The 13,514-nt window shown below is 64.2% G+C and carries 9 protein-coding genes; 8 read left to right on the top strand and 1 reads right to left on the bottom strand.

Going from position 1 to position 13,514, the window contains the following annotated elements; all coding sequences use genetic code 11:
- Window positions 1–5: 5 nt before the first annotated feature.
- Window positions 6–1,034, top strand: coding sequence for a hypothetical protein (locus tag AC1ROK_RS26285; RefSeq protein ID WP_492852486.1), 1,029 nt, complete (start codon window positions 6–8; stop codon window positions 1,032–1,034).
- Here the strand turns inward: AC1ROK_RS26285 and AC1ROK_RS26280 are convergent.
- Window positions 997–2,025 carry a LacI family DNA-binding transcriptional regulator gene (locus AC1ROK_RS26280; protein WP_492852484.1) on the bottom strand — a complete coding sequence of 343 codons (1,029 nt, stop codon included), beginning with the start codon at window positions 2,023–2,025 and terminating at the stop codon, window positions 997–999. The two genes, AC1ROK_RS26285 and AC1ROK_RS26280, sit on opposite strands and share 38 nt — an antisense overlap.
- A 162-nt stretch (window positions 2,026–2,187) precedes the next feature.
- Between AC1ROK_RS26280 and AC1ROK_RS26275 the strand changes: the two genes are divergently transcribed.
- The 7 genes from AC1ROK_RS26275 to AC1ROK_RS26245 all read left to right on the top strand — a co-directional run bounded on the left by AC1ROK_RS26275 (window position 2,188) and on the right by AC1ROK_RS26245 (window position 13,469).
- Window positions 2,188–4,932, top strand: a complete 2,745-nt coding sequence (locus AC1ROK_RS26275; RefSeq protein ID WP_492852482.1) for a glycoside hydrolase family 2 protein — start codon at window positions 2,188–2,190, stop codon at window positions 4,930–4,932.
- Between the two features lie 209 nt (window positions 4,933–5,141).
- Window positions 5,142–6,224, top strand: coding sequence for an ABC transporter ATP-binding protein (locus tag AC1ROK_RS26270; protein ID WP_492852480.1), 1,083 nt, complete (start codon window positions 5,142–5,144; stop codon window positions 6,222–6,224).
- Between the two features lie 190 nt (window positions 6,225–6,414).
- The gene (locus AC1ROK_RS26265; protein ID WP_492852478.1) at window positions 6,415–7,692 is read left to right on the top strand and encodes an ABC transporter substrate-binding protein; all 1,278 of its coding nucleotides are present in this window, start codon (window positions 6,415–6,417) and stop codon (window positions 7,690–7,692) included.
- Window positions 7,693–7,764: 72 nt separating this feature from the next.
- Window positions 7,765–8,688, top strand: a complete 924-nt coding sequence (locus AC1ROK_RS26260; protein ID WP_492852476.1) for a carbohydrate ABC transporter permease — start codon at window positions 7,765–7,767, stop codon at window positions 8,686–8,688.
- 65 nt (window positions 8,689–8,753) lie between these two features.
- Entirely contained in the window at window positions 8,754–9,584 is an 831-nt protein-coding gene (locus AC1ROK_RS26255) for a carbohydrate ABC transporter permease (protein WP_492852628.1), read from the top strand.
- A gap of 149 nt (window positions 9,585–9,733) precedes the next feature.
- Complete coding sequence (locus AC1ROK_RS26250; protein WP_492852474.1) at window positions 9,734–10,978, top strand: GGDEF domain-containing protein; 1,245 nt, start codon at window positions 9,734–9,736, stop codon at window positions 10,976–10,978.
- A 694-nt stretch (window positions 10,979–11,672) separates the two neighbouring features.
- Entirely contained in the window at window positions 11,673–13,469 is a 1,797-nt protein-coding gene (locus AC1ROK_RS26245; RefSeq protein ID WP_492852472.1) for an ABC transporter substrate-binding protein, read from the top strand.
- The last annotated feature ends 45 nt before the right edge of the window (window positions 13,470–13,514 follow it).

The raw sequence follows: 13,514 nt of genomic DNA, 5'->3' as shown, positions 1-13,514 counted from the left end.
CGAACGTGAAAAGCCCCAGCCCAACCTCCAACCGCGCAGCGGACCTCGACCTGCTCAAAACCCTCTTGGTCGTCGGCATGGTCGGCGCGCATGTCATCCAGCTCATCACCTTCCGCGCCAGGCCCGAGGCGGCGATCTTCGCCGAGTATGCCAACCTCGTCAGCTTCTCGGGCTTCCTGTTCGCCTTCGGCATCGGTCTCGGTCTGCCCAAGCCGGAGGGGCGAAAGCGGAGCCTCTGGCGGCAGCTGCGGCCGTCGCTGCTGCTGTTGCTGGCGGTATATGCCTCGTCCTTCGCCTTCGCTTTGCTGGTCGATCGCAAGAAGCTCGATCCACAGCTGATCCTCGACGTGGTCACCATGCAGCGGCTGTTCGGCTGGAGCGAGTTCCTCGCCACCTTCTTCATGCTGTCGCTGCTGACGCTGGTGGCGCGCCCGGCGCTGCTCGCCATCGGCCGCAATCCGTGGCTGCTGGCCGCCGCGACGCTCGCCTGCCTCGCCACCACGTTCTACAGCACCGGCGCCATCGTCCCGCTGCTGCCGACCCTGGTCAGCCATACCGGCTTCGCCAATTTCCCGCTGCTGCCCTACCTGCCGTGGTTCCTCCTCGGCATCTGGTACGGCAGCCATCCGGTGCGGGCCTGGCACTTCGTGCCGGCGCTGGCGATGTCAGGTTATCTCTATGGGGTGACCATGCAGACCGGGCAGTTCCCCAACCGCTTCCCGCCCACCATCCTGTGGATCGTCGGCCCGGCGGCGATCCTGCTCGCCTACCTCTGGCTCTGCCGCTTTGTTGCGGCGCGGGTCAGCCTGCCCGACGTGCTGCTGACGCCCGGCCGCCATGTGCTGAGCTTCCTGGTGCTCTCCAATATCGGCTTCTTCGCCACCCGCTATTTCATGGGCAAGCCCGTGCGCACCACGCTGATCGCCGTGCTGGTGGCGTTCGGCGTGCTCGTCGTGCTGTCGGCGGGCTGGTACGCCTGGGAGCGGTTGCGTCGGGCTACTCGGCTGCGGCCCGCACCGGCACCGGCCCGATAGAGCCGCGGCTGATCAGCGGGCACTCGATTTTCACCCGCCGCGGCGAGGCGGCGGGGAGCTGTTCGTCGAGCAGCGTACCGACGGCCCAGCGCGCCATCTCCTCGTGCGGCAGCACCACGGTCGAGAGCGGTGGATTCATGTAAATGCTGGTGTCTTCGTCATCGAAACCGACTACGGACATATCGTCCGGTACCCGCAGCCCGCGCGCCTGCAATGCGCCATAGGCGCCCACCGCCATGCGGTCGTTGAAGGCGAAGATGCCGGTGGGTGGGTTGGGCATATCGAGCAGCCGCGCCGTCAGGTCGCGCCCGCCATGGATGGTCCAGCCGCCGCGCATGATCAGCTCCTCGTCGACCGGCACGTCCCATGAGGCGAGCGCCTGGCGGTAGCCGCGCTCGCGGTCGTCTGCCGCCTCGATCCAGCTTTCGCCGGCGAGATGCGCGATGCGGCGGTGGCCGGCCTTCAGCAGCGCCTCGGTCGCCGCATAACCGCCGGTGACGTCGGCCGGCACCACCGAGGGGTAGTAGCGCTTCTTGTCATAGCAGTTGAGCAGCACCGTCGGCACGTCGCGCAGCCGCTCCGGCACCTCGACCGGCCGGGTGACGAGGCTGGCATAGAGCACGCCGATGATCTGGTTGCTCAGGAGCATATCGAGCGCCAGGCTCTCCAGCTTGGGATCGGAGCGGGTCGAGAAGGTGGCGACCACCACGTCCTGCAGCGCCGCTTCCTCGCGGGCGCCCTCGATGAACGGGGTGGCGAACGGCGTGGTGGTGACCTCGTCGATGAGCAGGCCGATCACCCGTGTCTTGTTCTCGGGCACATGGTGCTGCGGCCCCTTGCGATAGCCCAGCGCCTCGGCCGCTTCGAGCACCCGGATCCGCGTCGCCTCGGCCACCCGCGCGTTCGGCACCCGGTTCAGCACGAGCGACACCGTGGCCTGCGAGACCCCCGCACGCTCACCGATCTCGATCATGGTCGGCCGCTTTGCCACCCACTTCCCCCAACACGTTCAAAGCGCAGCAGTATCAGGCTTGGCGCCCGGTGTGCAACTCGCTTGCTAAACTCATTAGCAACCGGAACGCTTGCCAGACCGGTGTAAAACCGGTAGCCATAGCCAAACTGCTAATAAATATTAGCTTGATGGGAGGACTGCATGATCGGCGAGACTACGGCCACCAAGGCTGGCGCAAACGCACGCGAGGAGATCTCGCTCGACGGCGCGTGGCGCTTCCGGCTCGATGGCCATGGCGACTGGCGCAATGCGACTGTCCCCGGCCCCTGGCAGGCCGAATTCGCCGATCTCCGCCACGCCACCGGTAAGGCCATCTACGCTCGCCAACTGTCGATCCCGGCAGCCTGGCAGGGCCGCGAGATCGCCATCCGCTTCGGCGCGGTGAACTATTTCTCCGAAGTCCGCCTCAATGGCCGCGTGCTCGGCACGCATGAAGGCGGCTACCTGCCCTTCGAGTTCGTCGTCCCCGCGGGCACTCCGGCCGAGAGCGCGCTGGAAGTGCACGTCACCCTGCCCAGCGGCGACGCCGAGGCCTACCCAGATTATCCGTTCGGCGAGATCCCGCACGGCAAGCAGAGCTGGTACGGCCCGCTCGGCGGCATCTGGCAGTCGGTGAAGCTGATCTCGCGCGACAAGCGACACGTCTCGCATGTGGCGATCGACGCCAATCCGGACAGCGGCGAAGTTGCGCTGGCGCTGACCCGCTCGGCCGCCGCAGCGGGCGCCACGGTGCGCGCCACGGTGGGCGGCGTTTCCGCCGAGACCACCGGCACCTCGCTCACCCTCAAGCTCAACGCCCCGGCCCTGTGGTCGACCGAGACGCCGAACCTGCATTCGCTGAAGCTCGAGCTGCTCGCCGGCGGCGAGGTGGTCGATACCACCATGCATAGCTTTGGGTTCAGGAAGATCGAGACCCGTGACGGCAAGTTCTTCCTCAACGGCCAGCCGCTCTACCTGCGCGGCGCCCTCGACCAGGACTATTACCCGGACGGCATCTGCACCCCGCCCTCGCTCGAATTCCTCGAGGATCAGCTGACCAAGGCCAAGCATCTCGGCCTCAATCTGCTGCGTGTCCACATCAAGGTGCCGGATCCGCGCTACTACGAAGTCGCCGACCGGCTGGGCGTCCTGATCTGGACCGAAATCCCCAACGTCCAGTACTTCACTGCCGCCGCCGCGCGGCGCATGCGCGACACCATGGCCGGTATCATTGCCCGCGACGGCAACCACCCCTCGATCATCGCCTGGACCATCATCAACGAGGATTGGGGCACCAGGCTGATCGAGAACGCCGATCATCGCCAGTGGCTGAAAGATACCTATGACTGGCTGAAGGCCAGGGATCCGCGCCGCCTCGTCGTCGACAACTCGGCCTGTATCCCGAACTTCCACGTCAAGACCGACATCAACGACTACCACTATTACCGCTCGGTGCCGGAGCGCCGCGCGGAGTGGGAGAAGCTGACCGAAGAGTTTGCCGGCGCCGCCGACTGGACCTGGACGCCGTTTGGCGACGGCGAGCGCCGTGGCGACGAGCCGCTGGTGGTGTCCGAGTTCGGCGTCTGGGGCCTGCCGCATCCCGACCAGGTGAAGACCCCGGCGGGCGCAGAGCCCTGGTGGGCCGAAACCGGCGGCAACTGGGGCGATGGCGCGGCCTACCCGCACGGCATCCAGAACCGCTTCCAGACCTACCACCTCGACCAGGTATTCGGCAGCTTCGGTGATTTCATCACCAACGTGCAGTGGTACCAGTTCGCCAATCTCAAATACGAGATCGAGTCGATGCGCGCCCACGCGCCGATCCAGGGCTACGTCATCACCGAGATGACCGATGTGCACTGGGAGGCCAACGGCCTGCTCGACATCAACCGCAACCCGCGCGCCTTCCACGATCGCTTCGCCGAGATCAACAACGACACGGTGATCGTGCCGCAGCTCAGGCACCACGCGATCACCTCGGGTGACAGCGTGCCGCTGAGCCTCAAGGTCGCCACCGGCGGCAAGGCGGTGCCGGCAGGCGCGACGCTCACCTGGTCGGTCGATGGCGCCAGCGGTAAGCTTGACGTTCCGGCGACGGAGGGTCTCGCGGTCGCCGACCTCGGCACCACCGCCATCACCCTCAGCGGTGAGGCTCGCGTTGCCAGCATCGGCCTGAAGCTCGAGGCCGGCGGCAAGCTCCTCGCCAAGAACGAGATCCAAGTCTCGGTCTATGCCAGGCGCACGGCAGGTCCGGCCAGGATCGCCGCGGCGGATGCCGAACTCGCGGCTTACGCCAAGGGCCTGGGCTACACCGTGACCACGGATGCGGCCTCGGCCGACCTGGTGCTCACCCATGCGCTCAGCGCCGACGACATCGAAGCGATGCGCCACGGCGCCCGCTACCTGGTGCTCGCCGACGGCTCGGTGGAGACGCATCGGAACCTCCGCACCGATCCGCCGCGCGCCGAGCCGCCGACCATGCCGGCGTCGAAAGAACGCTCGCGTCATCTCGGCTCGGAAACCCAGCTCCCCAATATCGGGCTGGTGCTGCGCGACGGCACGCTGTGGCGTGGCGACTGGATCGCCAACTTCTCCTGGATCAAGCGGACGGGGGCATTCGCCACCCTGCCCGGCGGCCCCCTGCTCGATCTCTCGTTCGATCGTGTCGTGCCGCACCACGTGCTGACCGGCTTCCGCTCCTGGGAATATGAGGGGCTGATCGATGCCGGCGTGGTCATCGGCTGGATCAACAAGCCGGCCGCCACCATCGCCCGCCGCCGCGTCGGCAAGGGCGGCCTGGTGGTCACCACCTTCCGCCTCACCAACGACGCGCCGGGCACGGATCCGGTGGCCGCAGCGCTGTTCGATGGCCTCGTCACCAGCACGGCAAATCTGGAGGTCGATTAAGCGGAACTGAATCAGATTTTCGGGTAGGAAACGCAGGAAACGCGTCATCGCTGGACCTCGACTCGCGCTAACTACCGGAAACTTAAGCTGAATTTTCTGCTTTCTTTTGATTCAGGATTGACAATATTGTCAGCCCCAATAGCATCAGTACCGGTCCGCAAGATCCTCAAGGGACATGCGGACCGGGGACGACCCGGGAGGAACGCGATTTGGCCGATATCAGGCTCGTAAACGTCAGCAAGCACTTCGGTCAGGTCCGCGTCATCGAGAACGTTTCGATGACCATCGGGTCGGGCGAGTTCATGGTCTTCCTCGGCCCCTCGGGTTGCGGCAAGTCCACACTGCTGCGGATGATCGCTGGCCTCGAGGATATCGATGGCGGCGAAATCCATATCGGCGACAAGCGCGTCGACGAGCTGCCGCCCTCCGAGCGCGGCGTGGCCATGGTGTTCCAGAACTACGCGCTCTACCCGCACATGACGGTGCGCGAGAACATGTCGTTCGGGCTGCAGAACATTCGCACCCCCAAGGAAGAGATCGCCAGACGCGTCGCCGCCGCAGCCAAGACGCTCGAGCTCGAACACCTGATCGACAGGAAACCCGGGCAGCTCTCGGGCGGCCAGCGCCAGCGCGTCGCCATCGGCCGCGCCATCGTGCGCGACCCCAAGGCGTTCCTGTTCGACGAGCCGCTGTCGAACCTCGATGCGGGCCTCCGTGCCCGCACCCGCATCGAATTTGCGCAGCTGCATCAACGCATGAGGACCACCATGATCTTCGTGACGCACGACCAGATCGAGGCCATGACGCTGGCCGATCGCATTGTGGTGATGAACAATCGCAAGATCGAGCAGATCGGCACGCCGATGGAGATCTACACCCGGCCGGCCTCGCGTTTCGTCGCCGCTTTCGTCGGTTCGCCCTCGATGAACTTCCTGCCGGTGCAGCAGCTCTCCGATCGCGACGGCAAGGCGTTGATCAGGCTGCCTGACAACTCGGAAATCCTCACCAGCATCGCTTCGTCCCGCCTGCCCAGTGACGGCAAGGTGACCTTCGGCATCCGACCGGAGTCGGTGCGGGTCTCGCCGAACGGCGCGGTGAGCGGCAAGGCCGATGTGGTCGAGCGGTTGGGCGAGCGGACCCTCGCCTATGTGCGGCTCGCCGACAACTCGGTGGTGATCGCTGAGGACGAAGGCCAGTCGCGCATCAATGTCGGCGACCAGGTGAAGCTCGATTTCGATGGGGCCTCGTCGCACCTGTTCGACGCCAGCGACGTCGCCTACAGCGCCGGCTGAACTCGTATCCATCAATAGGGTAGATACGCCCTTATGCATCCGAATTCCTGATCCATATCACTTGATAGGTCAGTAATAATGTCCCGAACGGCCACCCACTGCTCAATGCGTAGGGCCTCGGGACCGGGACGGTCCGCACCGATCCGCAACGCCTACGCATGGAGCTAACCCGATGGGAGGAAATATGATGATGAAGTCGTTTTTGAAGATGGCGCTGCTGTCGACGGCGCTGCTGCTGCCGGCCGTGGCGCAGGCGCAGGAAGTCGTGACCTGGTGGGACTTCCTCGGCGGCGGTGACGGCGTCCGCATGAAGGCGCTGATCGAGAAGTTCAACGCCGAGAACGCCGGCAAGATCGAAATCCAGGCCACCACCCTCGAGTGGGGCACCCCGTTCTACACCAAGGTCCAGACCTCGGCCGCCATCGGCGAAGGCCCGGACGTGATGACCTATCACCTGTCGCGCCTGCCGCTCGGCGTTTCCTCGGGTGCGCTCAGCGAGATCACCGCCGACGAGATCTCGGCTGCTGGCCTCTCAGCCGCCGACTATGCCGACTCCAACTGGAAGGCCGCCCAGGTCGACGGCAAGCAGTACGCCATCCCGTTCGATATCCACTCGATCATCCTCTACTACAACAAGGACATGCTGAAGGCCGCCGGCCTGCTCGGCGATGACGGCCTGCCCAAGGGCCTCGACGGCGTCGACAACTTCAAGGCGGCGTTGCAGAAACTCAAGGATGGCGGCGCCGAGTACGGCGTGTCGATCCACTCGGCCGCTGGCGACAGCCAGTGGCGCATCTTCTACTCGCTGCTCGGCCAGCAGGACGGTCAGTTCCTCGACGCCGACGGCAACTTCCTGTCGGGCGACAACCTCGACAAGGCCGTCAAGGCCACATCAGTGGTTGCCGACTGGGTGAAGGATGGTCTCGCACCGGGCGCCACCGAATATCCCGCTTCGATCGCCCTGTTCACCGGCGGCAAGGCGGCCATGCACATCAATGGTGTGTGGGAGGTCCCGACCATGACCGACCTCAAGGCCAAGGGCGAGCTGTTCGACTGGGGTGCGGTCGCGCTCCCGACCTTCTTCGACCACCCGGCTACCTGGGCCGACTCGCACGCCTTCGCCATTCCCAATCGCGTCGGCAATGAAGTGTCGGCCGAGAAACGCGCCGCCGTCATGCAGGTCATCGCCTGGATGAACAAGAACTCCCTCGCCTGGGCCGATGCCGGCCACATCCCGGCCTACTCGCCGGTCCGCAACAGCGAAGAGTTCAAGACCAAGCAGCCGAACGCCACCTACTCGATCCTGGCCGACACGGCCGTGTTCGATCCCTCCTCGGTGCTCGCCGGTGTTGCTTCCCCGGTCTACGACGCGGCCGGCAATTACCTGATGCCCGCCATCAACGGCGAAATCGATCCGCAGTCCGCCATGGAACAGATGCGCGACGACCTGCAGGGTCAGGTGGAATAATCTCCACACCGGCCGGCACCCCCACCCGGGTGCCGGCCGGACTGCTATCGAGGGGAAGGGAGGCCAGAACCAATGTCAGCCGCAGATACCGCCACCGACGTGCCGCTGCCGGCACGCAAGAAACGCTTCAACCGCAACGAGGTGCTGGCGGCGCTGATTTTCGTTCTGCCCTTTGTCGTCGTCTACGCCGTGCTGTTCATCTACCCGACGCTGCAGATGATCTGGCTGAGCTTCCACAAGGCGCCGCTGATCGGCCCGGGCACTTTCATCGGCTTGGACAACTACGCCAAGCTGTTCAAGGACAAGCTGTTCGGCGTGGCCTTCTGGAACACCGTCTATTTCGTCGTGCTCACCGTGGTGCCCGCCACCCTCACGGCGCTCGCCATCGCCGTTGGCGTCAACCGGCTGAAGGGCTGGATGCAGTCGCTGATCCTCGCCTGCTTCTTCATTCCCTACATCCTGCCGGTCTCGGTGGTGTTCCGCGTCTGGGGCTGGATGTTCGACAGCCAGTTCGGCATCCTGCAGCCGCTGATCGCCTTGGTCGCCGGCGAGAACGTGCCGGTATTCCGCACCCTGCCGCTGTTCATGCCGACGGTCGCCTTCATCACCGTGTGGTGGACCATCGGCTTCAACATCCTGCTGTTCATTGCCGGCTTGCGGAACATCTCGCCCGAGATCTACGAGGCCGCAGCGCTCGACGGCACGTCGAAATGGCGCCAGTTCACCCGCATCACCTGGCCGCTGATCTGGCCAGTGACCGTGCTGGTCCTGACCATCCAGTTGATCGCCCAGTTCAAGATCTTCGACCAGGTCTACCTGTTCGGCAATGGCGGCCGTTCGGACGCCACCATGGGGCTGGTGCAGCTGATCTACCGCAGCGCCTTCCAGAAGAACAATGGCGGCTACGGCGCCACCGTCGCCGTCGTGCTGTTTCTCATCATCGTGGTGTTCTCCGTCCTGCAGTTCCAGATGCTCCGCGCCCGAGGTGAGAAATGAGCTCCGTCGCCACCACCCCGGCCGCCGGCGAAGTCGTGGGCATGAGCCCGCGCAAGCGTCGGATCATCAAGACGCTCGACATTGTCGGGCTGATCGCCACCGTCATCACCGTGCTCGGCGCCATCTTCTGGGCCTTCCCGCTCTACTGGGCGGTCGTCACCACGCTGAAGGTCGAGAACGATATCGTGCAACCGGGCATCGACCTGTGGCCGAGGCGCTTCACGCTCGACGCCTATACGCACGTGCTGTTCAACACCAAGATCGGCACCTGGTACATCAACTCGCTGGTGACCGCGATTTCGGTGACGGTGCTGGTGGTGATGATGTCGGCGCTCGCCGGCTACGCCATCAGCCAGCTGAAATTTCCCGGCCGCCGTATCCTCTGGTGGATCATCCTCGCCAGCTTCATGATCCCGATCCCGGCGCTGATCGTGAACCACTTCGTCCTGATCAGCCAGTTCAAGCTGTTCAACACCTGGCTCGGCGTGATCCTGCCGCAGCTGGTCTACGGGCCGGTGACGGTGATCATCTACAAGCAGTTCTTCGACAGCGTGCCCAAGGAGCTGCGCGAGGCTGCCAAGATCGACAACGCCAACGAATTCCAGATGTTCTTCAAGCTCTACCTGCCGATGAACTGGGGCATCACCACGGCCCTCGCCATCATTACCTTCATCGGCGCCTGGAACCAGTTCCTTTGGCCCTTCCTCGCCGTCACCGACGAGAAGATGATGAACGTCACCGTGGGCATCACCCAGGTCACCGACGCCTTCGGCGTGAAATATGCCCGCGACCTCGGCAGCGCCATCCTCGCCGGCCTGCCGGTGGCCATCGTCTACCTGATCTTCCAGCGCAAGGTGACCGAAGCGATCATGCTGTCGGCCGGCATCAAGGGCTGATCCCGCCGGGGCAACGGCTGCATAACGGGGGCGTCGGCATAGCCGGCGCCCTCATCGTTTAAGATGTGATCGCTGCCGCAACCTCGCTTTAGCGACCGCTTAACCCCTCACCTCGATAACGATATCACTGGCAACGGGGTCCGCTGCGTATGGGTCAGGCACTTCTCAACGACGACGCGTTCGAGCCGGCCGCCGATGGTCATCGGCTTGCAGCGCTCGACCGCTACGACGTGCTCGATACCGGCCGCGAAGAGGCCTTCGACCGCATCGCCCGGCTGATCAAGCTGACGCTCGGTGTCGAAGTCGGCATCGTGTCGCTGATGGACGCGCACCGGCAATGGTACAAGGCGGTCGATGGCTTCTCGACCGATGAAGTGCCGCTGCAGAGCGCCTTCTGCAAGCACCTCCTGGCCGATCCCACTCCGATCGTCGTCCCCGATGCAACGCTCGATGAGCGCTTCCGCGACAACCCCTATGTCACCGGCGACCCGCATGTGCGCTTCTATGCCGGCGCCCCGCTGACCACCAGCGACGGCTTCCATATCGGCTCGATCTGCGCCATCGATTCCACGGTGCGCAGTTTCGGTCCGCGCGAGAAGGCCATCCTTGCCGAGTTGGCGCATGTTGCCATTAACGAACTCGAGTTGCGGCGCCTCGCCTCGACCGATGCGCTTACCGGCGTCGCCAGTCGCCGCGCCTTCAAGGACGAAGCCGGTAAATTCGTTGCGCTGGCCCGCCGGCATCGCAGTGCGCTGAGCTGCATCACCCTCGACCTCGACCACTTCAAGTCGATCAACGACACCTATGGCCATGCTGCGGGCGACCAGGTGCTCGCCGCGGTATCCGACCTGGTGAGCAGCCAGTTGCGTCGCACCGATCTGTTCGGCCGGCTTGGGGGCGAGGAATTTGCCGTGCTCCTGCCGCATACCGACCAGCATCGCGCCTATGAGGCGGCCGAGAAGCTGCGCCTCGCCATCCGCACCCTGAAGATCCCCGGCAGCCACCCGCCCATCGCAGTGAGCGCCAGCCTCGGTGTCGCCAGCCTCGATCCGGTGGGCGACGATATCGACGCCCTGCTGCAGAAAGCCGACGAGGCGCTTTATTCCGCCAAGCGGGCAGGTCGCAATCGCAGTGCTGTCTGGCAGCCTTCGAGCATCGTGCCGCAGACCGAACGCCGACGCGTGCTGAAGGCCGGCCGCATCGTCTTCATGAACCGCCATGCGGTGACCGACTGCACGGTGCGCTCGCTATGGGAGAACGGCGCGGAACTCGCCCTGAGCTCGACTCTCGACGTCCCCGATCGGTTCGAGTTGCAGATCCGTTCCGACAACGCCGAGTGGCCCTGCGAGGTCACTGGACGGACCGAACAGCGGCTCATTGTCAGCTTCGTCTGAACCGTTCTGCGGTGGATTTGCCCGCGCACGACGAGATTCTCCGGCCGATGCACGCAGTTGGTACCGATCGCACATTATTTTTGCCGATTGATACACAGCCTGCGCAAATCCAAAAAACCCCGCACATTCAAAGCGCTTCGACTTGTCGAGCGAATTTCCTGCCCCATGGGCCGTCCGGACTACCATTCCAGCTGTTGACTCAACCCCCATGCGCGTCTAACGCTTGAGAATATTGGGAGAAATAGCCGGTGCTCTGGAGGGAGTTGCCGGCTTTGGTGGGGGAGACGCCAAGCCAATGCCGCAGGGCAAGATCTGACTGTCCGATGGGCAGTGCCAGCGTAACGCGATGAGTGGCGGAGCGGCTCCCTGACCTCAGGCAGCCGACGAACTCCGACGCGCCGAAAACCCGATCTGGGGTCGGCGCCACCACTGCAAAGCTGGTACCGCCCCGATCCTCCAGCAGGGGATCGGCGAACCTTCAGGCCCGCAGCATCAACGTAGATCGAAGGCGCCTCCGGGGCGCGCGATTCACCGGCCGGCCGAACCGACCAGAACCCAAAGAGCGATCGCAGGATAACAAGATTATCTTGGGGAGGTGTGGGGCTTAGCCGGGTCGATGGGACCCACAATTCAAACATTAGTCGCCTCAAGGCGACCTTCAGCTTTCGTCGACAGTCAAGGGAGACTCTGTCACATGGTCAAACGTAGAACAATCACAGCGGCACTGCTGGCGCTCGGCGTCATGGCATCGCCGCTGGCAGTGCTGGCGCAAAGCCCGCTCGCTGCCACAGCACCCAAGGAAATCGCCCCGGCGACTCCGCTTCCGGACGTGCCGCGCAACCAGACCGTCGTTCTCGGCTGGGGCGTTGCGCTGTCCTCGCCGATCGGCGTCACCAACCCGTGGGCCCTGCCCGGCTACACCCACCAGGAAGGCAATGCCTTCATGTGGGAGCCGCTGATGTACTTCGCCATCTTCAAGGGCGAGTATGTTCCGTGGCTGGCCGACAGCATGGAATACACCGACGACACCTTCATGGCGCTCGAGATCAAGCTGAACAAGGACGCCAAGTGGTCCGACGGCACCCCCGTCACCTCCAAGGACGTCAAGTTCACCTTCGATGGCCAGCTGAACAACAACAAGCTGCCCTACAACGCGCATTTCAGCCAGTTCGTCGCCTCGACCGATATCGTCGACGACCTGACCGTGAAAGTGAACTTCAAGACCCCGGCGCCGCGCTTCAAGTTCGAAGTGCTGACCGAGAAGTTCGATACCGGTATTCCGATCGTCCCGGCCGACTACCTGTCATCAAAGCCCGACGTGAACATGGAACCCGGCTCGATCGATATCCCGCACTCCGGTCCCTATGACCTGAAGGCGTGGAACGGCAACCAGAAGATTTTCGACTACCGTCCCGACTGGTGGGCCGTTAAGGCCGGCCGTATCGCCGAGCCGGCGGTCAAGCGCGTCATCATCGCCAACATCACCGGCGTCTCGATGGACACCGTCGCCCAGCGCGTCGTGAACAACGAGTTCGACTCCGCCCTCGACATGCGTTCCTCGGTTATCGGCAACATCCTTGCCCAGAACCCGGAAATCACCACGCATACCGGTTCGGAATCGCCGTTCGGTTACCTCGACTGGTGGCCGAACTCGCTGTGGATGAACACCCAGCTCGAGCCCTACAGCGACCCCAAGGTCCGTCGTGCGATGAGCCTCGTCATCAACCGCGATGTCATCAACGACATCCTGTATGAAGGCGCTCCGATCGCGACGATCTATCCGTTCCCGCTCTACCCGAACCTGCAGGCTTTCGCTGACTCGCCCGCCGTCAAGGCGCTCGAGGAGCAGTACCAGCCGCGCAAGTTCGACACCGAAGAGAGCGCCAAGCTGATGGGCGAAGCCGGCTTCACGCTCAACGGCGACGGCCTGTGGGAGAAGGACGGCAAGACCATCGACGCCACCATCCAGGGCTTCGAAGGCATCCACTCCGACATCGTGCCGATCCTGGTTGAAATGCTCCGCCAGGGCGGCTTCGACGCCGCGATAAACTTCGGCCCGGACTCCTACCAGAACATGGCGGACGGCAAGGCCGGCCTCTACATGTTCGGCCACGGCGCATCGCTCTATGACCCGTTCGAGGCTCTGAACCTCTTCCACGGCAAGTACAGCGAAGCCATCGGCACCTCGGCCGGCAACAACCGGTTCTCGCGCTACAAGAACCCCGAGTACGACGAAATCCTCGACTCGATCGCCCCGCTCTCGTCGGACGATCCGAAGTTCCAGGAAGGCGCCGCCAAGGCTCTGGGCATCTACTGGCGTGACCAGATCGACATCCCGATCATCCAGTGGCTGCACCGCATCGCCTACAACCAGCACTACTGGAAGAACTGGCCGACCGCCGCGAACCCCGCAATGGGCACCAACGGCGCGTTCTGGGCCCACACTGGCCTCTTGGTCATCACCTCGCTGCAGCCGACCGGCGCGCAGTAAAGGCTGAAGTTCCAAAATCGGAGTGCGCGTCCGCGCGCACTCCTC

The organism is Devosia sp. GW821-FHT12F11, assembly GCF_058806655.1.
Note: the sequence above shows the minus strand (reverse complement) of the source record. Positions and strands in the feature narration are given on the sequence as shown.

Bases quoted from the DNA above. Each gene is read 5' to 3' on its own strand.
- AC1ROK_RS26275 (WP_492852482.1), top strand. From the start codon at position 2,188: ATGATCGGCGAGACTACGGCCACCAAGGCTGGCGCAAACGCACGCGAG.
- AC1ROK_RS26265 (WP_492852478.1), top strand. From the start codon at position 6,415: ATGAAGTCGTTTTTGAAGATGGCGCTGCTGTCGACGGCGCTGCTGCTG.
- AC1ROK_RS26260 (WP_492852476.1), top strand. From the start codon at position 7,765: ATGTCAGCCGCAGATACCGCCACCGACGTGCCGCTGCCGGCACGCAAG.
- AC1ROK_RS26250 (WP_492852474.1), top strand. From the start codon at position 9,734: ATGGGTCAGGCACTTCTCAACGACGACGCGTTCGAGCCGGCCGCCGAT.
- AC1ROK_RS26245 (WP_492852472.1), top strand. From the start codon at position 11,673: ATGGTCAAACGTAGAACAATCACAGCGGCACTGCTGGCGCTCGGCGTC.